Source organism: Vibrio sp. CB1-5, from assembly GCF_059412285.1.
In genome coordinates, this window is the sequence record NZ_JBJHPB010000010.1 from 74811 (window position 1) to 100547 (window position 25737).

At 46.7% G+C, this 25737-nt stretch carries 23 protein-coding genes; 13 read left to right on the plus strand and 10 right to left on the minus strand.

Annotation, left to right across the window (positions count from 1 at the left end; genetic code table 11):
- Positions 1–5: 5 nt before the first annotated feature.
- Positions 6–758 (minus strand): glycerophosphodiester phosphodiesterase family protein, encoded by a 753-nt coding sequence (locus ACJB0T_RS09730; RefSeq protein WP_479290564.1) that lies wholly within the window; start codon positions 756–758, stop codon positions 6–8.
- 244 nt (positions 759–1002) lie between these two features.
- On the opposite strand from ACJB0T_RS09730, the gene ugpB reads away from it, so the two are divergent.
- The 5 genes from ugpB to ACJB0T_RS09755 are packed head-to-tail and all read left to right on the plus strand — an operon-like array spanning position 1003 to position 5997.
- The gene (ugpB, locus tag ACJB0T_RS09735; protein WP_479290566.1) at positions 1003–2310 is read left to right on the plus strand and encodes a sn-glycerol-3-phosphate ABC transporter substrate-binding protein UgpB; all 1308 of its coding nucleotides are present in this window, start codon (positions 1003–1005) and stop codon (positions 2308–2310) included.
- Positions 2311–2367: 57 nt separating this feature from the next.
- Positions 2368–3249, plus strand: coding sequence for a sn-glycerol-3-phosphate ABC transporter permease UgpA (ugpA, locus tag ACJB0T_RS09740; protein WP_479290567.1), 882 nt, complete (start codon positions 2368–2370; stop codon positions 3247–3249).
- Positions 3249–4097, plus strand: a complete 849-nt coding sequence (ugpE, locus tag ACJB0T_RS09745; RefSeq protein WP_479290568.1) for a sn-glycerol-3-phosphate ABC transporter permease UgpE — start codon at positions 3249–3251, stop codon at positions 4095–4097. Before ugpA ends, ugpE begins: the two co-directional genes overlap by 1 nt.
- Entirely contained in the window at positions 4098–5201 is a 1104-nt protein-coding gene (locus ACJB0T_RS09750) for a sn-glycerol-3-phosphate import ATP-binding protein UgpC (protein ID WP_479290570.1), read from the plus strand.
- Entirely contained in the window at positions 5194–5997 is an 804-nt protein-coding gene (locus tag ACJB0T_RS09755; RefSeq protein ID WP_479290571.1) for an HAD-IIB family hydrolase, read from the plus strand. Before ACJB0T_RS09750 ends, ACJB0T_RS09755 begins: the two co-directional genes overlap by 8 nt.
- A 42-nt stretch (positions 5998–6039) precedes the next feature.
- On the opposite strand, the gene ACJB0T_RS09760 is transcribed toward ACJB0T_RS09755, so the two are convergent.
- On the minus strand, positions 6040–7413 hold the full coding sequence (locus ACJB0T_RS09760; protein WP_479290573.1) for a nucleobase:cation symporter-2 family protein: 1374 nt from the start codon (positions 7411–7413) through the stop codon (positions 6040–6042).
- A gap of 251 nt (positions 7414–7664) precedes the next feature.
- Between ACJB0T_RS09760 and ACJB0T_RS09765 the strand changes: the two genes are divergently transcribed.
- Both ACJB0T_RS09765 and ACJB0T_RS09770 read left to right on the plus strand, forming a co-directional pair.
- Complete coding sequence (locus ACJB0T_RS09765) at positions 7665–8804, plus strand: fatty acid desaturase (protein WP_479290576.1); 1140 nt, start codon at positions 7665–7667, stop codon at positions 8802–8804.
- A 105-nt stretch (positions 8805–8909) separates the two neighbouring features.
- On the plus strand, positions 8910–10112 hold the full coding sequence (locus ACJB0T_RS09770) for an MFS transporter (RefSeq protein WP_479290577.1): 1203 nt from the start codon (positions 8910–8912) through the stop codon (positions 10110–10112).
- A gap of 49 nt (positions 10113–10161) precedes the next feature.
- Here the strand turns inward: ACJB0T_RS09770 and ACJB0T_RS09775 are convergent, their stop codons facing one another.
- From ACJB0T_RS09775 to pspA, 8 genes are all read right to left on the minus strand, one after another.
- Positions 10162–11115, minus strand: coding sequence for a sensor domain-containing diguanylate cyclase (locus ACJB0T_RS09775; RefSeq protein WP_479290579.1), 954 nt, complete (start codon positions 11113–11115; stop codon positions 10162–10164).
- A complete protein-coding gene (locus tag ACJB0T_RS09780; protein ID WP_479290581.1) occupies positions 11112–12074 on the minus strand; it encodes a response regulator in 963 nt (320 codons plus the stop codon). The genes ACJB0T_RS09775 and ACJB0T_RS09780 overlap by 4 nt, the downstream gene beginning before the upstream one ends.
- A 339-nt stretch (positions 12075–12413) precedes the next feature.
- The gene (locus tag ACJB0T_RS09785) at positions 12414–15515 is read right to left on the minus strand and encodes an efflux RND transporter permease subunit (RefSeq protein WP_479290583.1); all 3102 of its coding nucleotides are present in this window, start codon (positions 15513–15515) and stop codon (positions 12414–12416) included.
- Positions 15515–16591, minus strand: a complete 1077-nt coding sequence (locus tag ACJB0T_RS09790) for an efflux RND transporter periplasmic adaptor subunit (protein ID WP_479290584.1) — start codon at positions 16589–16591, stop codon at positions 15515–15517. The genes ACJB0T_RS09785 and ACJB0T_RS09790 overlap by 1 nt, the downstream gene beginning before the upstream one ends.
- 1 nt (position 16592) lies before the next feature.
- Positions 16593–17627 (minus strand): efflux RND transporter periplasmic adaptor subunit, encoded by a 1035-nt coding sequence (locus ACJB0T_RS09795; protein ID WP_479290585.1) that lies wholly within the window; start codon positions 17625–17627, stop codon positions 16593–16595.
- Between the two features lie 179 nt (positions 17628–17806).
- Positions 17807–18226: an envelope stress response membrane protein PspC gene (pspC, locus tag ACJB0T_RS09800; RefSeq protein ID WP_353496481.1), complete on the minus strand. Its 420-nt coding sequence runs from the start codon at positions 18224–18226 to the stop codon at positions 17807–17809.
- A complete protein-coding gene (gene pspB / locus ACJB0T_RS09805) occupies positions 18186–18422 on the minus strand; it encodes an envelope stress response membrane protein PspB (protein ID WP_042499466.1) in 237 nt (78 codons plus the stop codon). The genes pspC and pspB overlap by 41 nt, the downstream gene beginning before the upstream one ends.
- A gap of 20 nt (positions 18423–18442) precedes the next feature.
- Entirely contained in the window at positions 18443–19111 is a 669-nt protein-coding gene (gene pspA, locus ACJB0T_RS09810) for a phage shock protein PspA (protein ID WP_353496482.1), read from the minus strand.
- A gap of 191 nt (positions 19112–19302) precedes the next feature.
- Between pspA and pspF the strand changes: the two genes are divergently transcribed.
- From pspF to ACJB0T_RS09840, 6 genes are all read left to right on the plus strand, one after another.
- Positions 19303–20337, plus strand: a complete 1035-nt coding sequence (gene pspF, locus ACJB0T_RS09815; protein WP_418642131.1) for a phage shock protein operon transcriptional activator — start codon at positions 19303–19305, stop codon at positions 20335–20337.
- Positions 20338–20475: 138 nt separating this feature from the next.
- Positions 20476–22095: an ABC transporter substrate-binding protein gene (locus ACJB0T_RS09820; RefSeq protein ID WP_479290588.1), complete on the plus strand. Its 1620-nt coding sequence runs from the start codon at positions 20476–20478 to the stop codon at positions 22093–22095.
- Positions 22096–23058 carry an ABC transporter permease gene (locus ACJB0T_RS09825; RefSeq protein ID WP_479290590.1) on the plus strand — a complete coding sequence of 321 codons (963 nt, stop codon included), beginning with the start codon at positions 22096–22098 and terminating at the stop codon, positions 23056–23058.
- Positions 23045–23932 carry a putrescine export ABC transporter permease SapC gene (gene sapC, locus ACJB0T_RS09830; protein ID WP_353496485.1) on the plus strand — a complete coding sequence of 296 codons (888 nt, stop codon included), beginning with the start codon at positions 23045–23047 and terminating at the stop codon, positions 23930–23932. Before ACJB0T_RS09825 ends, sapC begins: the two co-directional genes overlap by 14 nt.
- Positions 23932–24927 carry a peptide ABC transporter ATP-binding protein gene (locus ACJB0T_RS09835; RefSeq protein ID WP_353496486.1) on the plus strand — a complete coding sequence of 332 codons (996 nt, stop codon included), beginning with the start codon at positions 23932–23934 and terminating at the stop codon, positions 24925–24927. Before sapC ends, ACJB0T_RS09835 begins: the two co-directional genes overlap by 1 nt.
- A complete protein-coding gene (locus ACJB0T_RS09840; RefSeq protein ID WP_479290591.1) occupies positions 24924–25709 on the plus strand; it encodes a peptide ABC transporter ATP-binding protein in 786 nt (261 codons plus the stop codon). Before ACJB0T_RS09835 ends, ACJB0T_RS09840 begins: the two co-directional genes overlap by 4 nt.
- Positions 25710–25737: the final 28 nt, after the last annotated feature.

The following is a 25737-nucleotide window of genomic DNA, read 5'->3' on the forward strand; positions in this document are numbered from 1 at the left end:
TCACATTAGGCATCAACTAAATCTTGCGGCTTTGATGCTGTTGACTGTCTTTGATAATCCTGAGGCACGTCGCTTATCATCATATCCACGCCCCACCCCCAAAATGACTCGACCAAAACTGGATGATTAGGGGTGTAACAATAGAGTTGATATCCCGCCGATTTTATCCATCTCGCTGTCTTTTCATTAAGAAAGTGAAAGTCGCAATGTACGCTGTAAGCATCTAAATTATCGAGAATAGTTAGCGCGTTATCCGGTATTTGTTGCCACAATTGCCCGCGACGTATGGAGGGCAATATTCGCTGCATCACCGTCAGCGCCTGCGTACTAAAACTAGAGAATAGCACCTGCTCCGTGGCAATACCTAGCTCAGTCATGACCAACTTAACTTGCTGACACAAAAGCTCAATATCGTCACCTTCATATTGCTTTAGCTCAACATTGACCGTCAGGCCATGTCTTTGCGCCAACAATAGAGTCTCAGCCAATGTTGGAATAGTCTCGCCTTCATAAGCATCACCAAACCATAGGCCCGCATCTAAGGCTTTTAGCACCTGAACACTCATATCGGCGACGCGGCCGCGGCCGTTGGTACAGCGGTTCACGGTACGATCATGAATAACGACTGGCACCTTGTCCTGACTAAGCTGAACATCAATCTCAATCCATTCTAGTCCTAACAAAGCCGCCAGTTCAAAAGCGGCCAACGTATTTTCGGGTGCGAGGCTAGAAACGCCACGATGCGCTGTGATTTTCATTGATTCCTTTACCATTTTCATTTGCATTCAAATGAAAGGATTACAACTCTCTGTGACACTATTATTGCCGTTTTATTGCGTTTCCATGGCCATAAAATGTTTCAAATAAGTTCATTTAACTGTCACTTAATCGTCATTTGCTCAGTTTAACTTTCACTTGAACATTTTAAAGCAGTGGCTCTACAACAAGTGAACGTCTGCTTATGAACCAAAAACCAACATTTTCACATTTAAGGGAAACACTATGTCTATTAAACACCTCACAGGAATGGCGGTGGCAGTGGCGCTCATGAGCACTGGTGCTCAAGCAAAAACTGAGGTTGAGTGGTGGCACGCCATGGGCGGCGCTTTGGGTCAAAAAGTTAATGATATCGCTGCGGATTTCAATGCAAGCCAAGAAGAATACGAGATCAAACCGGTTTACAAAGGTAGCTACGCAGAAACCATGACCAGCGCTATCGCTGCTTTCCGAGCGAAAGAGCAGCCTGCCATTGTTCAGGTGTTTGAAGTGGGTACAGCGACCATGATGGGCGCGAAACAAGCTATCTACCCAGTTTACGAGCTCATGGAAGATACCAAAGAGCCATTTAATCCAGACAACTATCTCTCCGCTGTGACAGGCTACTACACCACCAATGACGGTCAGATGCTATCGATGCCGTTTAATAGCTCTACGCCTGTGATGTACTACAACAAAGATATGTTCGCAAAAGCAGGGATCACCTCAGCGCCTAAAACTTGGAAGGAAATGGAGCAAGTGTCACGCAAACTGCTCGAGTCTGGCGCTCAATGTGGTTTCACTACTACATGGCAATCTTGGACTCAAATCGAAAACTTTGGCGCTCGAAACAACATTCCAGTCGCGACGCAGAATAACGGTTTTGGTGGTTTTGATACGGAATTTAAGTTCAATGGAGCACCTTATGTGAAACACATTGAGAAGCTTGGTGAGTGGTCTAAAGAAGGCATCTACAAATACGGAGGTCGCCAATCTGATGGCATGCCACTTTTCTACACCCAAGAGTGTGCGATGACTATGGGATCATCTGCAGGCCTAGCCGGTATTCAAGAAAACATGAAAGGCATTGAGGTAGGTGTTGCCGAGCTTCCATATGATGATGAACTGATTGCGAAACCACAGAACACCATCATTGGGGGTGCATCACTGTGGGTACTTCGTGGCCACTCATCTGAAGAGTACAAAGGCGTAGCGAAGTTCTTTAGTTACCTATCAAGCGCAGAAGTTCAAGCAGATTGGCACCAGTTTACCGGCTACCTACCTATCACTCAGCAAGCTTATGAGCTGACTAAACAGCAAGGTTTCTACACAACGAACCCTGGCACGGACACAGCTATTGTGCAAATGACTTCAACTGAACCAACAGCCAACTCGAAAGGTATTCGCTTTGGTAACTTCTTGCAAACTCGTGACATCATTAACGAAGAGCTAGAAGCAGTTTGGGCAGGTAAGGCCACAGCAAAATCGGCACTTAACAACGCGGTTCGCCGTGGTGACGAACAACTTCGTCGCTTTGAACGCACACAGAAATAACCCGTTGTCTTTTCTACGCCGCCACTGCATTTAAGTGGCGGCATGTCGGTATTGTTTATGTCTTCACAAGTTATTTTTAAAAATAAATGGTTGCCCTACGCGCTGATTGCGCCTCAGTTGGTGATCACCCTAGTGTTTTTTATCTGGCCAGCAGGCCAAGCGGTATTTCAATCTTCTCAGTTGGAAGACGCCTTCGGTATTAGCCGAGAATTTGTTGGGCTGGAGAATTTTAGCAAACTGCTAGGCAACAGTTACTACCTTGATTCCTTTTTCACCACCATTCAGTTCAGTGTATGTGTTGCTGTTTTGGCTTTGGTGAGCGCACTGATTCTCTCTGCCTTTGCTGAGCATATTGTTCGCGGTGCCACCATGTATCGTACCTTTTTGATTTGGCCATATGCCGTCGCACCCGTTGTGGCCGGTTCACTTTGGCTGTTTCTTTTTGACCCAACGATTGGTGTTATTACCGATGTACTTAAGTGGTTTGGCGTTCAATGGAACCCTACTCTTAACGGGACTCATGCGATGTGGATGGTCATCATCACCTCGACATGGAAACAGATCAGTTACAACTTCTTGTTTTTTCTCGCGGCGCTGCAATCTGTGCCAAAATCATTACATGAAGCGGCAGCCATTGATGGTAGTGGCCCCGTAAAGCGATTTCTGACAATCAGTTTCCCACTGATTTCACCAACCAGTTTCTTCTTGTTGGTCGTCAACTTTGTGTACGCCTTTTTTGATACGTTCGCCATTATTCACGCCATGACTCAAGGCGGTCCGAGTAACAGCACGTCTACCTTGGTTTACAAAGTCTACAACGATGGCTTTATTGGCCTAGACCTCGGTTCATCAGCCGCACAGTCGGTCATCCTAATGATTCTTGTCGCCCTACTCACGGTGATTCAATTTAAATATGTAGAGAAGAAGGTGGCGTACTAATGGTAGAAAGAAGACCCCTATTTACGATTTTTTGCCACGTCATTTTAGCGCTAGGCATTATCTCTATTGCATTACCAGTGTGGATAGCGCTAGTCGCGACGACACACGAAAATACCGCGTTTGCCACAGGTACGCCTCTTTGGTTTGGCGACCTTGGGTTTAGCGTTTTTGGTGAGTTACTCAGTAACCAAAGTTCGTTCAACAACAGCGCGCTGCCGATCACCCACATGCTCACCAACTCGCTGATCATGGCTTTGTTCATTACCTTCGGGAAGTTGATCATTTCTATCATGTCAGCGTATGCGGTGGTGTTCTTTCGCTTTCGCGGCCGCATGGTGGCGTTTTGGATGATCTTTTTCACCCTCATGCTGCCAGTGGAAGTGCGCATCATGCCGACTTTCGAGGTGATCACTAACCTCAACATGCTCAATTCATTCTATGGACTTACAGTTCCATTGATTGCTAGTGCAACGGCAACGTTCTTATTTCGCCAGTTCTTCATGACCATTCCCAATGAGTTAGTTGAAGCAGCGAGAATCGATGGTGCCGGGCCGATTAAATTCTTTTTCGATATTTTGCTGCCCCTTTCTCGCACCAATCTCGCCGCTCTGTTCGTGATTACTTTCATCTATGGTTGGAATCAGTATTTATGGCCGCTACTCATCACCACTGATGCTCAGTACTACACCATTGTTATGGGCATCAAACAGATGCTTGGTGTGGTTGATGGCGTCATCGAATGGAACAAAATCATGGCAACCACCATTATCGCTATGTTGCCACCCGTCATCGTTGTGATTGCAATGCAAAAAGCCTTCGTCAAAGGCTTGGTAGATTCGGAGAAATAAATGTCTACACTTACTCTTTCAAACATCGCTAAATGTTACCCAAATGGCTACCAAGCGATCCCAAACATCAATTTGAACATTGAAGACGGCGAAATGGTCGTTTTGGTTGGTCCGAGTGGCTGTGGTAAGTCTACACTGCTACGCATGCTCGCCGGCCTAGAGGAAATCAGTGCAGGTACGTTGCAGATCGATGATAAGGTCGTCAACAACCTAGAGCCAGGCGAACGTGACATCGCGATGGTATTTCAAAACTACGCGTTGTATCCGCACATGACGGTATACGACAACATGGCCTACGGACTGAAAAACCGTAAAACACCAAAAGTAGAGATCAAACGCTTAGTCAGTGAAGCGGCCGACATGTTAGAGCTCAACGGCTTACTGGATCGTAAACCTAAGCAGCTTTCTGGTGGTCAAAGGCAGCGTGTTGCTATGGGGCGCGCGATAGTTCGCGAGCCAAAAGTGTTCTTGTTCGATGAGCCACTTTCAAACCTGGATGCAAAGCTGCGAGTGCAGATGCGTTTAGAAATAAAACGCCTTCAACGCCGATTGGGTACCACCTCGGTCTATGTAACACATGACCAGGTAGAAGCCATGACGCTTGCTGATAAGCTGGTCGTTTTGGACAAAGGTAATGTCGAACAGGTGGGCACACCGCTTGAAATCTATGACAACCCAGCATCACTGTTTGTGGCGACCTTCATTGGCTCACCATCAATGAACATCCTTGATGCTAATGTATCCATTGAGGGTATTGAACTGGATGACGCAAGGCTAAATATCAACACCTCTTCGCTCGTGCTTGGCGAGATTAAATTGGGCCTAAGGCCTGAACATCTAACCCTGAATGAAGACAATCCTTGGTTCCATGTTGAAGTTGAACTTATCGAAGCACTGGGTGCCGACTTACTGCTCTACTGCAAAACAGTCGGCTCACAATCTCAAAAACTTGTCGTACGTGTTGAGGGGCACTCAAAAATCGCCATTGGCGACAAACTAGGCCTTGATATCGATGTAGAACACATCCATCTTTTTGATAGTGACACATCAAAACGCATTCACTTTGATAGCAAAACGCAGCAACAAGAGGTTATGAATGCCTAAGTCTTTAGAAGCGCTGTCTCACGCTCAGGCAAAAGAGATCCAATGGCTACTAACAGATGTCGATGATACTTTGACATGGCAAGGACAACTTCCGCCAGAAACACTCGATGCTTTATCGAAACTACAAAAAGCAGGCATCAAGGTGGTCGCCGTTACTGGTGCGTGTGCGGGTTGGTGTGACCAAATTGCGAAACTGTGGCCGCTTCATGGTGTTATCGGCGAAAATGGTGCTTTTTGGATGCAGAGGAATCAGTCTGGTTTCCATACTCAGTCACTCAGCCCACTGTCCATGATGCGAGCGCAGCAACAAGCGCTCATTAAACAGCTGACTCAATTGCTACGCGACTATCCCGGTATCGACTTTGCCAGTGATCAGGACTTTCGCTTCTGCGATGTCGCTATTAATCTTGGACAAGATCGCAAAGCTGTTGAAGCCGATGTAGCAGCAAAGCTACTTAATGACATTCACCAACTGACATTAAATGGACAGAAGGTGAAAGCCACACAAAGCTCTATCCACATCAACGTTTGGGTTGGAGAGCACAATAAGCGCGTATCCAGTGAACACTATCTAAAGCAACAACCAGATTTTGGCACTTTGAGTCTGTCTAATGTGGCTTATGTGGGCGACTCACTCAATGATGAAGCCATGTTTGAGTGGCTTCCTGTCACATTTGGAGTAAACAACATTTCCCCTTTGCTAGGAAAACTCAGCTCACCACCAAGCTTTGTTACGGCAGGTAACGGGGGCTATGGGTTTGCAGAGTTGGCCGAAATGCTCATCAACTCTCGCTAAGTGAAAACGAAAGAGACATCCCGCAGGATGTCTCTTTTTAGATTATGCCTCAGACGCTTCAACTTGTTTTGGCGACTTTTCCGACTCTGGAAATAGCGATAGCAAGCCAGCCATTGTCAACGCCGCAATACCGGACATAGTGACAGGTGACCCCAACACGGTTTGCACCAACTTAGGGGCTTGTTTCAACAGGTCTGGAACTAGCATGACGCCAAGCCCTAAACCAAATGAGATAGCAATCGTCATGATCTGTCGTCGATCAAGTTCTTCGTTAGCGATGATTTTGATGCCCGCTGCCGCGACTGTGCCAAACATCACCAAGGTTGCGCCGCCAAGAACAGGTTTTGGAATCGTCATTAATACCGCGCCCAATATAGGGAACATGCCGAGTACAAATAAGATCACAGCAATAAAGTAACCAATGTATCGACTGGCAATTCCGGTTAAGTGGATAACGCCATTATTCTGACTGAATGTCGTGTTCGGGAAAGTATTAAATGTCGCTGCAATCAACGAGTTGATACCGTCTGCCAAAACGCCACCTTTAATACGCTGCAGATAACCATTTCCACTAATAGGCTGTTTCGAAAACATGCAGTTAGCCGTTAAATCACCGGTAGACTCGATAGCCGTGATCAGATAGATAAATGCGATAGGCACAAAAGCATGCCAATCGAAAGCAAAGCCGTATTTAAACGGAATCGGAATGCTCAAAAGTGGCTGAGAAGAGAAATCGACCATCGATGCTTTGCCAATCATCAACGCCACTAACCAGCCGACGAGAAGTCCAACCAAAATTGAGGATAGCCTTACCATAATGTTGCGGCTCATATTGAGCGCCACGATCGTGCCAAGTACTAAGCCGCCTAGTAGAACATTGGTTGCAGAGCCAAAATCCTCGGCACCGACACCACCTGCAATGTCGGTCACCCCAACTTTAATCAAGTAGATACCAATCGTGGTAATCACAATCCCTGTCACAACAGGCGTAATCACTATTTTTAGTTTGTCGATAAATCGTGACAACACTATCTCGACAAAGGCACCAAAAAAGCAAACGCCGAAAATCGTCGCCAACATTTCATCAGGACCACCGCCATTGGCTTTGACTAAGAAACCCGCACCTAATACTGATCCTAAAAACGCGAAGCTCGTCCCTTGTACGCAAATCATGCCCGCGCCCACAGGGCCTATGCGCCGAGCTTGAATAAACGTACCAACGCCCGAAACCATCAACGCCATACTAATCAAGTAAGGTACGTGCTCGCCCAAACCAAGCACGCCGCCGATGATAAGTGTCGGTGTGATGATCCCTACAAAGCTCGCCAGCACATGCTGCAGTGCCGCATAGCTTGCTGCTTTGACTGACGGTTTGTCGTCCAATCCATAAATGAGATCGCCTTTGTCGTGTTCCATATGACTTCCCTTCTGTATTTTTAATTGTATACAAACTAACGACAACCTAGTGAGCAATATACGTGCCATTCATGTGAACTCAATAAAGTCAGTAAGTTACAAAGACTCACTCACTTTGAATGCACTGAAAAGTTGCATGCTTTTTCTCAATTGATGCAAATATCGACAAACAAATTAACAACTTACTCTTTGACTTACACGTGTACGCTGATATTCTGGCGAACAGTTGTAAGCTTAAATGGAGACAGTTGATGGATACGGTGAAAAAGCCCCCAGTTATTTGGCTAAATGTGACGATATTTCTAGGGACGTTTATTCTGGCGACAGTGGGTGTCATTTGGTACGGCATGGTTGAAGGCTACAGCCTAGCTCACTGGGTTTGGCTCGTCATTGCTTTCGTGTTTTGCGGCATGTCAATTACGGCAGGCTATCATCGTCTTTGGTCTCACAAGACCTATCAATCTCATCGATCTCTAAGGTTTCTCTTTGCGATTGGCGGTGCATTTGCACTACAAAACAGTGCGTTACATTGGTCTTCAGACCATCGCGTCCATCACAAGCATGTCGATAACAACGACAAAGATCCCTACTCTGCCAAGCGCGGTTTCTGGTACTCGCACATAGGTTGGATGCTTCGAGAATATCAAGCCGAGCGCTACGAAGACTACCGAAACTGTCGCGACCTACAAAAAGACTCGATTGTTATGTGGCAACACAAGCATTATGTATTGTTGGCTCTGGCGACGAACTTTGGTATCCCTCTCGCACTTGGACTTTGGTACGGTGATGTTCTGGGTTTTTTGTTGATTGTTGGCGCCTTACGTTTAGTACTCAGTCACCACACCACCTTTTTCATTAATTCTCTGGCGCATATCTGGGGCTCTCAACCTTACACCAGCAAAAACACCGCTAGAGATAATGGTGTTTTGGCCTTTTTCACTTTTGGTGAGGGTTACCACAACTTCCATCACATCTTCGAGCACGACTACCGCAATGGTATTCGCTGGTGGCAATTCGATCCTACCAAATGGTTGATTCGCTCTTGTGCGAGCTTAGGCCTAACCTCAAACCTGAAAACTGTATCAGCATACCGAATTGAGAAGGCGCGGTTGATGCAGACCATGGCAAACGCTAAAGACAAAATCTTTACGTTGCCCAACGCCGATCAGCTCCAAGCAGCCTTAGAGCAAGAGTTTCAGTTACTGCTAAGTAAATTGACGGAATACGACCAATTGCGAAGCCAAGTTATCGACTCGGCAAAGTCCAGCGTTAAAGAGAAATATGAGCAAGCGCTTCTACGAGTCAGGCTCGAGCAGCTCGACTTGAACCTTAAAGAGCATAAGAAGCGTTGGCAGCAAATAGTCTCTAACCCACGCCTTGTACTGAGCTAGTAACGACTCATTTAGTTAGGCTTCAATTTTATTGACAGTGAGCGAGCACGTCCCCGTGCTCGCCTTTTTATATAATCATGGTTCAACTCTTTAGCCATGATTATTATGAAAAAAGGCAACCTTTGGCAGTTCTCTCAAGCCTCTATGGGCATTGTCCAATGGATCGGCGTGGCGATCATCATCGCCCCGGTTATTCTATCTCGTACCGGAAGTGCGATTTTAGTAGGTCAAGTCATGCTCATTCTTGGCCTTATTGGCCTAGTTGCTCCCTTATTAGGCGCGTTAGCTGACCGCTTTTCATGGCACAGACAATTGCACTTCTTCGCCCTTGCCTGCCACTGTCTAGCTTTACTGATACTGCTCTGGGCACATCAAACGATATGGCACTACTGGTTGATAGCTATCTTAGTGGGATTAGGTAGCAACCTTATCCTCATTCTAAACCCGACATTTGCTCTCAAACTTAATAACCAGCCAGCGATGCAGACTCGAGCGCTGAAACGTCTATTCCAAATACAAATGTTGGGCGTTGCTATTGCGGGGGTTTCCGTCGGTTCACTCAACTACTTTGGTTTATCGCAAACAGCACAAATTGTGTCACTCATTGTGTTTGATTTTGCTTTGCTCATACTCGTTGCAATTGCCCCGCCTGCAGCCATCAATTTTGAGCCAGCTCATGACGAAGAAACAGTATCGCAAACCCGTAAGCCGTCTGCTTCGATTTGGTTTGGCTTCGTTGCGTGCGTAGCACTGTCGATGTTTATAGGCTCCAACATGGTTGAACTTGGCCCCGTCATCATTGAGCAAGCGTTTGGAGTTAGCGTGGCAAGTAGCGCATTTGGAATGGCGATAGCAGCCATGGTCACGTTGGTATCTCTGGCACCTGCGGGTAAGTGGATGGAAAAGCATGGCTCTCAAGCACTTTGGCTAGTCACCATTTTTATCAACCTGTTTGTTGCAGCCGTCATGTGGGGAATGTATGGCAATCAGGTCGTGGCGATACTGCCTCTTTCTCTTATTTTACTCTCTATCATAAATGGTGCTTGGAATGACATTTCCATCGCAGCACTCGCGGATCAAATTAGCCCGTATTCTCCCGCCACGTCACAAGGTTACATGGCTGCTGCCGTATCACTAGGATTTTCGGTAGGCACTTATTGTGTGGGAGTACTGATTGATGCGCAAAACATATTAGGCGTGATGAACTTCTTGTTGGTCAGCGGTGTGGTCATTACTGCATTGGCACTGAGCATTATTGGACTTAGGCGCAAGCACCAAGCGGTTGTCACAACGAGCAGCCTTTCCTAGCGGCTTGCTCGCACACTAACGCCTTAAACTATAGACTGCAGCTACCGACCTAAATCACTGAGGTTTTATTTCTGCCACGCTCTTTAGATTGATAAAGGGCCTTGTCCGCTCGCATTAGCCATTGAAGGTGATTAGCATCATCGGTACGACACTCAGTAATACCAAGGCTAATGGTATAGTTAAGTCCATTGCCATCGAGCACTACGGGCGTTTGCTCGATTTTTTTCCTCAGACGCTCAGCAAAGTACATCGCTTGATCGGCTGTGGTGTCTGATAGCAATACCGCAAACTCTTCACCGCCGTAACGGCCACACACATCTGTGCCGCGAGCGGCTTTCATTAGTTGCTTGGCGGTTTCTTTAATCACCTTATCGCCTAACGCATGACCATAGGTGTCATTGACTCTCTTAAAGCGGTCAATGTCGAACATCACCAGTGAAGAGGTTTGTCCTGTGGTCTGCACCATGTGGAATTCATCCACAAACTTCGCTTCCCAAAAGGTACGATTAAACAGTCCGGTCAGACCATCGGTACGACCAATTTCGGTGAGTTTTTCGTTTGAGCGCTTTAGGTGCATTTTACTCTTCGCTACGTCGCTTACGTCTTGAAGCATAATCGCAAAGTGCGTTACATCGCCGGCCGGTGATTTTAGCGGAGTAATCACCATGTTCTGGTACATTTTCAGTAAACCTTGGGAGACAGGTGAAAAGCTTTTGAACTCAAACACAACGGGTCTATCTTCCCAGTTTGAGAACGATCGAGTCTTCAATTTACTTGCGGATTCTAACTTTGCACGTAACCAGCTTTCCGGCAAATCTGGGCAACTGTGGAACAAGCTCTTACCCATGATGGCTTCTGCATGAATACCGCTGTAGTTCTGCATGAAGCTATTCCAAGCACAGACACGATAATCACGATCAATCACAACGAGCCCTGCATCCAATGTATCCAGTAGTTGCATTGTCCAATGGAAATCGGAGAGATCTAAAGTCATAGTTGTCATTGTAAAAGCTCCATCTGACGACGAATGATATCCACGGACTCTTTGTCAAACATAAACAGTACCGAACAAAACAAATCTAAGGCTTCAGCATCATAGGTATACTCGACCGTAAACACATGCTCGTTATCACTCAACATCGAGTTGTCTGGGCTAAAATCGTTGATTCTCAGAGGCTCTCGAAGTGAGAACTCCAGACACAGCTGCTCAGATAGAGACACCAAAAACGACGACACGAGCACGTTCACTAAATTAACGACAACTTCATCATTGGAAACATCGCCATCCGAGAAACCAAGACGCTCACCCACTTGATTAATGGAATCCCCTTCAATACACACCAAAGCTTCACCATGAAGACCGCCGCCAACAAACCTTTGTGCGGCTGCACAACTGTTTTCGCGTGTTAGCGTGTCTTGAATCATCATTGTGAGTTCACTAAACGACAGTTCTCCAACTGTCGGAACCGGGAGTAAAATAAACTCTTTGAGCAACATAGATATCGTTGCAGCACCAGCACCCAGAGCAATATTGGCTGTCTCCTGAAAACGCTCAAACATTTGGTTTTTAGAAAACTCAACATGAAGGGAAGCTGGACGGTTAAAGGGTAAATGTAGGTCATTAAACAGCGGTACTGCAGTTTCTGCCGTTAACGGCTTTTTTATAAATGCGTGCGCGCCAAGCTCAAAACAGCGCTTTTGCGCCATTTCTTGAATATCGCCAGACACCATCACAATTTTTGAACGGCACGCGCGCTGACGCAATATTTCGAGGACCTCGAAACCATCCATACCCGGCATAGTAATGTCGAGAAACACGACATCAATCGACTGATTGTCAATAATTTCAATGGCTTCATGCCCGTTTGCAGCAAACACAATCTCGCCTGCGAAACTCACATCGATACAGCTTGCTAAACTTTTGCGTGCGACTTTGGAGTCATCACATATTAGTATTTGCATGAACCTATTCAAATTCTTGATAAATCACCCAAAACTATCTAAACAGAATTTCACCTTGGAAGCCAGGGGAATTCTGAACCGAAATCACACTTTTGTCGTTAATTGCGAGAAGGACTAAGTTACTGTTCAATAAAGGGATGGATGAGCCAATATAGCTCGCAAAAATATGACCTAGCGCTCATATTGCAGGGTGTATAGAACGTCAATCCTGAAGGAAAACAATTATAAAATTCAGAGGGTTAATTCACCTACTTGATCATCCCTTCAACTCAAGTTAGATCAAAAAGACTTGGTACCACGCAACATAGTACCAAGTCATTATAATAAGTAGGGCTTAAGTTAAAGCGGTTTGACCCTATGGAATATACGATACAACACCGGAACCACAATCAGAGTCAGTACCGTCGCAAAACCCAAACCAAACATGATCGTTACCGCCATTGGCTTAAAGAATATATCCGGTAGCAGAGGAATCATACCTAGGATGGTTGTAATCGCCGCCATACAGACCGGGCGCACACGACTTAGTGCGGCATCTACCACAGCCAAGTAAGGCTCTTTCCCCGACTTCATCTCAATCTCAATTTGATCCAGCAGTACGATACCATTTTTCAATAGCATGCCTGACAAGCTCAAAAATCCGAGCAGTGCCATAAAGCCAAACGGCGTATTGAGTGCCAACAACCCAGTCGTTACCCCAATGACAGCGAGTGGCACGGTAAGCCAGACAATCAATGCCTCTTTCACCGCATTGAACAAGAAAATGGTGATTAAGAACATGAATAGATAGCCAAGCGGCATGGTCTGGAATAGCGACTCTTGAGCATCTCCTGAAGACTCATACTCACCACCCCACTCTAACGAGTAACCTGGTGGTAATTCTATGGCTTCAATCTGAGGTTGGAGACGTTTTTGTAACGTTGCCGCTGTCTCTTCTCCAAGCAAATCAGGGTCCGCCATAATGGTCAGCATACGCTTGCGATTTTTACGTACGATGATCGGATCTTCCCAGCGCGTATCGTAACCCTGCGTTACTTGCTGAAACGGGATAAACTCGCTTAATGCCGGACTCCAAATCATCATGCCTTCAATGTTACGGATATCCACACGCTCCTCATCTGGCAAGCGTACCACTATCGGCATCAAGGTTGTACCATCGCGGTACAGACCAACGTTTTTGCCCGAGAACGACATCATCAACACATCATCAATATCAGATTTTGTGATGCCGTAACGTCTTGCCTGACTTTCATTGAAAATAGGCTCTAACACTTGAGTACGCTCACGCCAGTCATGTCGAATATTGTAAGCGCCAGGATCGGCGTACATGATGTCCATCACTTGCGATGCGATGCCACGCAATACGGTTGGATCAGAGCCAATAATACGCGCCTCAATTTTCGCGCCGCCGCCTGGACCAAGTTCAATCTGCTTCAGCTTGTAATTGATTTCTGGGAACGTCGAATCCACATACTGACGGAATCGCTCCATCAGAGAGTTCAACTCTTCATAGTTGTGCACGCGTGTGGTGATCTCACCGTAAGCGGCATAGCTTTTCTCAGGTGCATAAGTCAGCATAAAACGTTGCAAACCTTTGCCTGCTGTTGTCGTGATGTGGTCCGTTTCTGGCTGGTCAGCAATCCATGTCTCAATAGCTTTCAGCTTAGTGTTCGTTGCACGAATATCTGTCCCTTCAGGTAACCACACATCCACTTGAAACATAGGTGTGGTTGAGGCTGGGAAGAAGGACTGTTTCACTTGAGTAAAGCCGTACAACGCCGCCACCAATGCCACAACTAATACCACAACGGTCAGCCAAGCTCTGTGCATACAAAACTCAAGGAACTTGCGATACATAACAAAGACAAAGCCGTTATAAGGGTCTTTCCCCTCTTCGCCCTCTTTCACCTTTTGACCTCTAAAGAAAATGTCGGCAAAGAAAGGGGTAAGTGAAATCGCAGTAAACCAACTTAGCATTAGGGAAATCAATAGCACCGAGAACAAGGTGCCACAATATTCACCAGTAGAGTCTTCGGAGAGTCCAATAGGTGCGAATGCTGTCACCGCAATCACGGTTGCACCAAGAAGCGGCCATTTGGTTTGAGTGACAATGTCTGTTGCGGCTTGTAGCCTCGTTCGCCCTTTTTGCGTCCCTATCAGTATCCCCTCTACTACCACAATGGCATTGTCCACCAGCATCCCTAACGCTATGACGAGCGCTCCAAGTGAGATACGTTGTAAATCGATAGCCATGTATTGCATGAAAATAAAGGTGCCTAATACGGTGAGCAGCAGTATCAAGCCAATCAGCAGTCCAGAGCGCAGCCCCATAAAGAACAGCAGTACAATGATAACGATCGCAACGGCCTGTCCTAGACTCACCACAAAGCCACGAACCGATTTATCCACTTCTTTAGGCTGGCTATACACTTCGTTTATCTCAATACCAACGGGCTGCTGAAACTTTAGCTCTGCGAGTCTGCGATACAAGCGATCGCCCACTTCCACCACGTTAACCCCGGTCGCGAAAGAGATACCCACGTTTAGCGCTACATCACCATTGTAAGTAATGATATTGCTAGGTACTTCTATAAAGCCGCGTTTTATTTCCGCCACGTCTTTTAAGAAGATGAGACCTTGCGCCCCCCCTTCCGTCAAAATCAAATCACCAAGCTCTGAGACATCAGTAAACTCGCCTGTTGGCTGGATACGAATATATTTATCACCAATACGCGTGGCGCCTGCGTTGGAGACAATGTTCTGAGTTTGTAGGAGATTGAAAATGGTGCTCGGCGCAATACCCAAGGCACTAATACGCTTAATGGAGATCTCGATAAAGACCTGCTCTTGCTGATCACCTGTGACCGAGACCTTACTGACACCATCCACTAACTCAAGCTCTCGGCGTAGATAGTCCACATAGTCGAGAAGTTCTTTGTAGTTATAGCCTTCGCCCGTTAACGCAAAAAGAACACCATAGACATCACCAAAATCATCAATGACCGAAGGTTCATTGACTCCGGGGGGCAGTGAGCCCTTCACATCGTTCACTTTCCGGCGGAGTTCATCCCAGATCTGCGGTAGATCATCCGGACCATAGTTGTTTTTCATGGTGACGGTTATCTGCGACAACCCACGACTAGAGATAGAATTAATCTCGTCGACATAGGTCAGTTGCTGTATCGCTTTCTCGATAGGATACGTTACCTCTTCTTCAACTTGCTGAGGCGTCGCACCTGGGTAGGAGGTGACTACCATCGCATCTTTGATGGTAAATGCCGGATCTTCGAGTCGACCCAATCCAAAAAAAGCGGATACACCACCAATCAAAAAGATCAGCGAAACCATCCAGCTAATTACGCGGTTGCGAATGAAATACGCCGCTACTCCCGTGATTTCATCATCGGATTGCGGTAATGATTTTTGTTGTTCTTGGCTCATTACTTCGCCTCCTGCGGTAATACTTCAACCTTCATGCCTTCCCTCAGCCTCGCAATCCCTGCAATGACTATCTGTTGCGACTGTTCAAGCCCATTCAGGATCTGAATGGTCGATTGAGACACTTTGCCCGTGGTCACTTTTTGTTTTGTCACCGTGCTATCACCATTCACAACCCAGACAAATTTCTCATTCGCCGCCAAGCTGTCACCATCTTGATTAAAGACCGCTTCGATAGGCACGCTGACACCAGCGCCAAAGTTGATCCCCACATCTTTTGCTTTTGATGTCACATCCACTGCCATTCCATCGAGAATGAATTCATTCTTCGGCATCGGTAACACCAACGTTGCGGTAAAGGTGCCCAGTGCAGGATCCGGCTCTGTGGTAAATTCTTTCAACGATGCGGTATATTCATTGCCAGAGGGCACTCTGACCAGCGCTTCTACATCGGTAACATTTTTATGCTTCGGCTGATTGAGAGAGAAGCTATCTGGCATTTGCACCACCACTTCCACCTCTTCAACGCTATGAATATTCACCACTTGTTGCCCAATTTGAACGTTCTCAAACTGCTCAGCAGAGACACGAGAAATGATGCCATCCACAGGTGCCTTAAGTTCTGTGAACGACAGGCGAAGTTTGGCAAGATCAAGCTCCGCTCGTGCATAGGCACGCTGTGCCGCTATCTCATCAAATTGTGACTGTGCCAATAGCCCTTTTTTTACCAGCGGGCTAGAGCGGCGATATTGGCTGTTGATGACGTTGTAGCGTGCTTGGGCATTATCTACCGCAAGTTGATAATCAGTTGGCTCTAATACCGCCAATACATCTCCGCGATTAACAAAATCCCCTTCCTTAAGATCGATTGAGCTTATCTCGCCAGCTACGCGAAAGCTCAAATGAGAGCGGTCTGCCGCACTAGCTATGGCTGGAAAATAAAGTCGACTTTTTAGCTCAGTACGACCGATTTCTGCCACGCGAACTTTTGGCACCTCGTTGCGTTCACCGACTTCTGGTTTGCTGCAGCCAACAAGTGTAGCGCCTATCAATAAAGCTGTGAGAGTGTGTAACTTCATACTAGAGCCCTCTCTCCTTGATCCATTCGCGAACCTTGATACCAGCATCAATACTTTGAACTCCGGAAATAACGACTTGGTCGCCGTCATTGAGTCCACTGATCACTTGGCGCTTGTCGTTAAGCTCTACCGCTACTTTTTCAACAATACCCTGTTCATTCACGCGCCATACGCACTGTTTTTCGCCTTCCATAAACAGTGCTGATGTTGGTATCACTGTCGCTGCGCTACTTTTTGCCACAACGCGAACTTGACCAGCCATGCCAGGCAAAATCCCAACCTCGCTCGGGCGCTCCATGACCATGGTGACTTTATAAGAGCCAGTTTTCGGATCCGCCTCCGTGTCAATTTCTTGGAACGTCAGCTCGTAGCTACTGGATGGGTGAGCATCAAATGTCATCGTCGCTTCCACCTCTGCGCCGCCTTGAAAGCGGTTAAGGAGCGTATCTGGCAGTTGGAAGTTCACTTTGAGAAGCTGATTGGACTGAATGTTCATCACGCCTTCTTTGGCCTGGATGTATTCATAATTGTCTGCGGGAATAATGGAAATAGTGCCGTCGTAGGGCGCGAGCAATCGCGTATAGCTTAGATTTGCTTTCGCTTGCGACCAGTTGGCACGGGCAGAATTCATGTTTGCTTTAGCTTGGTCAAAGTCCTGTTCGGACACCACTTGCTCTTTGCGAAGCTTCAAAGCTCGTTGATATTGCACATCCGCCAAACGGAAGTTAGCTTGTGCTTGTTTTTCAAGCTGCTGATATTCATCCGGGTTTAGGCCTGCTAAGAAATCCCCTTTGGTGACTCGCTGGCCTGAGCGAACGGCAATTTCTTCAAGTTGTCCTGGAACACGAAACGCTAGCACTGCTTTATCTCCCGCTTCCGATGTGGCAGGAAAAGTACGTTCAAATTGGCTGTTGCCGACGGCAACGGAGAAAAGCTTAGCGGGGCGAGATTCGGGCTCGGGAACGGGAGGCGGCTCCTTACCACATCCACTGAGAAGGCCAGTGATAATCACCAGCAAGGCAAACTTACTATTCATTCTCTAACTACCTTGTTTTAATTGTACTTTTAAACATAGTCTAGAGAGTCAGTGCTTGCCACAAAGTCATTCATTTATAATGACTTAGTCATACTACGAGAAAAGAGGCCAACAAGGCCCCTTTAACTGTCGTTTTCCAAAAAACTGAGGTGTTTTCCAAAAATAATGTCAATTGTGAACTACAACTTACTGAACTCGCGATTGACCTTAAATGCTTCGGATGTAACATACGCTTCCATGTCTCGCACTTTATGCTCCATTGAGTCAAAGTCACGTTCCAACGTATTAATGAGATCCTTAGCATTCTGTCCTTGCTGCCAAGGTTTACTCTTTAGCGAATGTTCCTGCTTGGACTTCATCGCCTGAACAAAATTATCTGGCTGCTTTTCCAGCATCAAACTCATTGCCACATAGGCGAGTAGAACAAGGAAGCTACCACCCAAGAGTGCCGCTGAAATCACTAAGATTCTGACTAGCCACACCTCAAGTCCAAAGTAATTGGCAAGTCCTGCACAAACGCCAGTGAGCTTGCCGTTAACCGGATCTTTATACAGCTCTCTATGAGTCATAAGTTTGCCTCCAGTTTGGTGCCTCTGCATCTAGAATTCGTTCTAAGTTGTCAACACGAGCTTGCATCTTTTCAGCTCGCTGCGACAAAGACTGCAATTTCTGAAACTCTTGCTCAGATAATCCATTATCGGCTTTGCGTTTGCTGCGGTAGTGGAGAAAAAGCCACAGCGGTGCGACAAAAATCAGAAAGACAATTAATGGACCCGCAATTAAAAAAGTCGACATGTTTTTCTCCTACTCCGTTGTTATTTGTCTTTGTTCATCTGCTCTTTAAGTTTGGCGAGCTCTTGATCTATTTCATCTTGAGCCTGCAGCTCTGCGAACTCTTGATCGAGTGACTTAGCGTTCCCCGTCTTCGAATACAGATCAGCTTCCGCTTCAAGTTCATCGATTTTACGCGAGTACTGCTCAAACTTAGCCATCGCTTCGTGGGTGCGGCTCGTGTGTAGATGTTTTTGCACATCGCGACGGTTACTGGCTGCTTCCGAGCGAATCACAAGAGCTTGCTGCTTAGCACGAGTTTCTGTGATTTTAGATTCTAGCTTAGCAATCTCGTTCGTCAGTTTGTCAATGGTTTCTTCGACCAAGGTTTGCTCATCGTGCAAGCCTTTCACAACGTTTTCAAGCTTTTGCTTTTCAATGAGCGCTGCTCTTGCTAGGTCTTCACGTTGTTTTGTGAGTGCTAATGTCGCTTTCTGTGCCCATTCAGCAATTTGTTCTTCAATGGCCGTGACCTTGCGCGCTAACTCTTTTTTGTCGGCAATCGCTTTTGCGGAGTTAGTACGTACTTCCACTAGCGTATCTTCCATTTCCTGAATGATGAGACGAATCATCTTTTCTGGATCTTCCGCTTTATCAAGCAAGGCACTAACATTTGAATTTACGATATCGGCAAAACGAGAAAAAATACCCATAATACATCTCCTATCTGGATGAGTTCGCCAATGAACTCTTTGGTTGTTGATAACAGTAATCCAAGTACCGTGCCAACATTTTAATTTCTTACATATCAATAACTTAACTTTAGTCACTCGCTTTCATCCAATGCCGTGCTAAGATGCATAAGCCAACAATTGGTATTTTTTACCAACATTGAGAGGAAATCATGGCGCAAAACTTAATTGGTGAATCCCCCGCGTTTTTAGCGGTGCTCGATAAGGTCTCAAGGCTTGCTCCTATCGACAGGCCCGTACTGGTGATTGGTGAGCGTGGTACAGGTAAAGAGCTGATCGCACAGCGACTTCACTATCTGTCGAGGCGTTGGGATCAACCTTTAGTCTCATTGAACTGCTCTACTCTCAGTGAAGGACTCATTGACTCAGAGCTGTTTGGCCATGAATCCGGTGCCTTTACTGGCGCCAAAGGACGTCACCAAGGCCGCTTCGAACGCGCCGAAAACGGCACATTATTCTTAGATGAGCTCGCTACTACGCCGCTTTCTGTTCAAGAAAAGCTGCTTCGCGTAATTGAATATGGTCAGTACGAAAGAGTTGGCGGAGCCAAGGCACTGGAGGCGAACGTTCGATTGGTCTGCGCAACTAATGAAGATTTGCCAGCACTCGCCGAAAAAGGAAAGTTTCGCGCCGATCTCCTCGATCGTCTCGCCTTTGATGTTATTCATCTTCCGCCTTTAAGGCACAGACAAGAAGACATTCCCCTGTTGGCCGAATTTTACGCGATTAAAATGTGCCGCGAGCTAGGGTTACCCTTTTTCGTAGGCTTCACCGAACAAGCTTGGCAAAGCATCTATGACTATCATTGGCCTGGCAACGTGCGAGAGCTGAAAAACGTGGTTGAGCGTGCTGTGTATCAGCAAGGCACCACTGAAGCGCCTATTGAATCTCTGTTATTCAACCCTTTTGAAAATCAGTTTAGTCAACCGAGTCCTATAGCAAGAAGAGATCAGGCGGATAACAATACAAACGGTGATAGCGCCTCGTCAGAGGATTCCGATGCAGCCGAACCATCACCGGACTACCACTTTCCATTAGACTTTAAGTCTTGGCAAGATGAGCAGAATATTAAGCTGATAAATGAAGCGCTTAAACAAGCTCAATACAATCAACGTGGTGCAGCCAAACTGCTAAGCTTGAGTTATGACCAGCTAAGAGGCTTAGTGCGAAAGTATAAACTGGTTTGATGTTGATGGGTTACTTGGCTTTCTATACGACAAACTCAGCGATAAGTGCTTGTCGTTATTGGTTTAGCAAGTGAAATAGTGGTAAATTACCCTGATCTCAATATAGATATTACGTTCGCCAACGAATGTAGCGTGTTTATGAAGGCATTAATCAAATTATCACTCGGGCTCTGTGGCTTAATTTTGCTCGCTGGATGTGAAGACAAAGTCGACCACTCCAAAATACGACAAGACGGTTTCGTCTATTGTGACCAAGGCCGACCGAGTACATTCAATCCGCAACTCGTAGACGGTGGCATTACTGTCGAATCGATTGCGCCGCAATTATTCGACACCTTGCTCACGCTAAACTCAGGAACGCATCAGCCAGTGCCCAACCTAGCGAAGGCGTGGGAGGTCAACAAGACGGGGACTGAGTACACCTTTACACTCAGAGACAATGTTCAATTTCAGAGCACTGATTGGTTTACACCGTCTCGCGCTCTGAATGCGGATGATGTGGTGTTCAGCTTTAGCCGTATTATCGACTCTAACCACCCTTTCCATGATGTGGGTGGCAGTGTTTACCCTTGGTTTGCCGGTATCGACTTCGCCAACTTAGTCGAGAAAGTCGAAGCCATCGACGGGCTGACGGTCAAATTTACCTTGTCAAGACCAGACAATTCGTTCTTGTCTAACATCTCTACTGCACACGCACCTATCTTCTCTGCCGAATATGCAGACCAGTTGATTGCAGGCGACAATAAACTAAATCTAGATACTCACCCGGTCGGTACAGGGCCATTCTACTTGGATGAGTATCAAGTTGCGGACTTGGTTCGCCTTAAACGCCATGAAGGCTATTGGCGTGGGTCCGCTCAAATGTCACAGGTGGTTTTTGATATTTCACACCGTGGTGCTGGTGCACTAGCAAAACTGCTACGTAATGAGTGTGATGTTCTAAACTCACCAATTTCAAGCCAAATTCCGGTGATACTGGAAGAAGACTCAGTCGTGCTGCAAGCCAAACCTGCCATGAACGTGGCGTTTGTTGCTATGAATACTCAGCACCGGGCGCTCAGCGACTCTCGCGTTCGTAAAGCGCTGAATCTCGCCATTAACCGCGACACCATTTTAGAAGCCGTCTACTTTGGTAGCGGTGAAACCGCCTACAGTCTGCTTCCGCCGAGCTCTTGGGCTCATCAAAAAGACACGGTACAAGTTCGCTACGACCGAAACTATGCGATGGCGCTGCTTCGTGAGGCCGGTTATGCGCACGGGCTCGAGCTGACTATGGCCGTGCCTCTTGAGCCACGAGTGTATAACCCAAGCCCGCGTAAAACCGCAGAGCTTATTCAGGCAAACTTTGCCAATATTGGCGTTACACTTAATTTGTTAACCGATGATCGTGTTGACCGCCAAGAGCTATCCAACATCGCATCTGTCGATATGCTACTGACTGGCTGGGTGGGTAATACGGGTGATCCGGATAACTACCTAAGACCACTGCTCTCTTGTACCTCAAAGCGTGAAGGCCTAAACCTGTCTATGTGGTGTAACGACGACTTTGACTTTATTTTGGACTTGGCTCTCGAAGTCAACCAACCAAGATATCGTCTAAACCTATATCGCCAAGCGCAAAACATTCTAAATGAGGAAGTGCCGGTGCTGCCTATCGCTCACGGACAAAAATACCAAGCGCACAATGACAATTTGACTGGATTTAGAACCAGTCCTTTCAATGCTCAACCTTTTGATCAAGTGATGAGGTTGAAATAAATGTTCTGGTACTCAATACGTCGCCTTAACCTGTTTGTCATTACACTGCTGATTCTCACTTTTGTGGGTTACAGCTTAGTCAGGCTGGACCCAACATCGCAATGGGCGAATGAGCCTATGCTGGTAGGTTGGTTTGACTACCTTGGTAGACTGGCTCAACTCGATTTTGGTCTCACGAAGGCGGGTGTGCCCATCACCCAAGAGCTCACATCCGTATTACCTGCAACATTAGAGCTGTGTTTTGCTGCGTTTACCATTTCGGTATTTATCGGTATTCCTGCGGGCACCATTGCCGGAATGCGCAAGGGCAAATGGCTTGATAACGTGATCTCATTTTCCTCTATGGTCGGCTATGCAGCGCCGCTTTTTTGGATTGCGCTATTGATGATCATGTATTTCTCGCTTAATTATCAATGGTTCCCAGTGGCTGGTCGCTATGACCTGCTTTATGAAATTGATCATGTGACTGGTTTTGCACTTATTGACGCGATCCTATCGGATGGCCCGTACCGCAAAGAAGCACTTCAAAGCGTTATAGAACATATGATCCTACCTTGTTTGGTCTTGGCATTGTCACCAACGATGCAGGTTATTCGTATGATGAGAACCTCCGTAACCGAAGTTATGGCACAAAACTACATTCGTGCGGCGCGTATTCGTGGTCTATCCAACTACGAAATCGTCATTGAACACGTGCTGCGCAATGCGATTCCGCCAATTATCCCTAAACTGGGCGTGCAGCTTTCAAGTATGATCACCTTGGCTATCATGACCGAGTCTATCTTTAACTGGCCGGGCGTTGGTCGTTGGCTGTTAGATGCACTATCAAACCAAGACTACGCGTCAATTCAAGCTGGCGTTCTAGTGGTGGCGACGATTGTATTGGCGGCGAGTATCGTCTCTGATCTTATCGGCGCGATGATCAACCCGTTAGTAAGGAAGGAATGGTATGCTGTCAGATAACGTTTATCAGGAAGAGCGCATTCCTACTCAGCTTGAGCGCTTTTGGCGCAGCTACCGCTCAAACAGCTTATCGATGTTTGGTCTGTGGTGTTTGGTTTTTATCATCCTTATCACCCTACTATCGCCATTCATTACTCCTTATGACCCAATGGCGCAGAGCTCGAACCTGCTAGTGCCACCATCATGGGATCCAAAAGGCACGGTAGATTTTTTCTTCGGCACCGATGATTTAGGCCGTGATATTTTGTCTCGCATCATCGACGGCTCACGCTTGTCATTTGGCGCAGCGGTGATCATAACAGTGATCGCAACGTTGGTCGGCTGCTTAATTGGTATCTTGGCTGGTATGACGCGCGGGCTACTATCGAGCACACTCAACCACCTGCTTGACACTGTCATGTCCATCCCATCGCTGCTGTTGGCAATCATCTTCGTTGCCTTCTTAGGCCCTGGTGAGTTCAATATTATGCTGGCGATATGTCTGGCATTGATACCGCGTTTTATTCGTTCCATTTACATGGCTGTCCATACCGAAGTAGAAAAAGACTACATTATGGCCGCTAGACTTGATGGCGCGAACGAGTTTTACCTACTGTGGAACTCCATTCTTCCAAACCTATTAACTGTGATTGCAGCTGAGGTTACTTTCGCTTTGTCTATCGCTATTCTTGATATCACTGCCTTAGGCTTTTTAGGCCTTGGTGCCCAAGCGCCAAGCAGTGAATGGGGTGCGGTACTCGGTGATGCCGCCGAACTACTTTACCTTGCACCATGGACCGTTATTCTCCCGGGGCTTGCGATTCTATGTACTGTTGTCGTGGTGAACATTGTGGGTGAAGGTATCCGAAGTGCACTGAGTGCGGGGATCGAATAATGCCAGTATTAGATATTCGACATCTCACTATCGAAATCGAAACCCCTCAGGGATTGGTGAAAGCCGTCGATCGCATGAGCTTCACCATTAACGAAGGTGAAATCCGCGGTCTTGTGGGTGAATCAGGCTCCGGTAAGAGCCTGGTTGCTAAAGCGATTGTTGGCGTAACCAAAGACAACTGGAAGGTCACCGCTGACCGCATGCGTCTTGGTAATATCGATCTGCTACAGCTCACACCGCGTGAGCGCCGCCGAGTGATTGCTCGTGACGTCGCGATGATTTTCCAAGAGCCAACGACCTGTTTGGACCCATCCGAACAAGTTGGTAAACAGCTGATCGAGTCCATCCCTGCCCGCTCATTTGAAGGTAAATGGTGGGAGCGATTTAAATGGCGTAAGAAGCAAGCCATTGCGCTACTGCATAAAGTAGGCATCAAAGAGCACACTCGCGTCATGCACAGCTACCCATATGAGCTCACCGATGGTGAATGCCAAAAAATCATGATTGCGATGGCCATTGCAGCTAAGCCAAAACTGCTGCTTGCTGATGAGCCGACCAATGACTTGGATCCTATTACACAGTCGCAGATCTTACGTTTATTGAGCCGTATGAATCAGCTCAACAACACCACTATTGTGTTGATTGGTCATGATTTAACGACCATTACCCAATGGGCGACACGCATTACGGTTATGTATTGTGGTCAATCAGTAGAATCGGCGGATACCGCAAAGATTCTGGCAAAACCAAAGCACCCATATACCGTTGCGCTTCTAAAAGCGATGCCTGATTTTGGTGAATGGATACCGCATAAAGAGAAGCTTCAATCGCTTCCTGGCTCTATCCCGCCACTTCAGCACTTGCCGATCGGATGCCGTTTGGGACCACGTTGTCCGTATGCGCAAAGACAGTGCGTAGAAATCCCTGAAGCAAAACGAATTAAAAATCATAAGTTCAGTTGTCACTTCCCGCTGAACACGGAGAAAAAAGCATGAGTTCGTTGTTAGAAGTCTCCGACCTTAAAAAAGACTTTGTTACTCGCTCTAAGCTGTTCCAAAGAAAAGTACAGCATGCCGTTAAGCCCGTGAGCTTTAGCCTTGAGGCTGGGCAGACTATTGGTTTTATCGGCAAAAATGGTTCTGGTAAATCAACGCTCGCACGTATGCTTGCGGGCGTGGTTGAACCGACTTCAGGTGAGATTCGAGTCAATGGCGATCTGCTTGAGCACAAAGACTACTCCACGCGCTGCAAGCTGATTCGCATGATTTTCCAAGACCCAAATACATCATTGAATCCGCGCATTCAAATCGGTCGCATTCTCGAAGGTCCCTTAAAGCGAAATACCAACATGCCTCCGGAAGCGCGTATGCAACGTGTAAAAGACACGCTCATTCGCGTTGGCCTGTTACCTGAGCATGCCTATTTCTATCCGCAAATGCTGGCAACTGGACAAAAACAGCGTGTCTGTCTAGCACGAGCTTTGATTCTTCAGCCATCTATTATTGTTGCAGACGAAGCGCTTAATGGTTTGGACATGGCGATGCGCTCTCAGATCATTAACCTGTTTCTCGAGCTTCAAGAAGAAATGGGGGTCGCGTTTGTTTATGTTTCTCAGCACCTCGGTATTGTAAAACACATTACCGATAAGGTGATTGTGATGCATGAGGGAGATGTTGTGGAATATGGTAAAACCAGTGATGTCCTTGAAAGTCCGCAGCACATCGTCACTCAACGTATGGTAAGCAGTCACTTCCACAAAGCACCTAGGCACAAGTAACGTCAATGGCGCTTTACCTTAAAAAAGC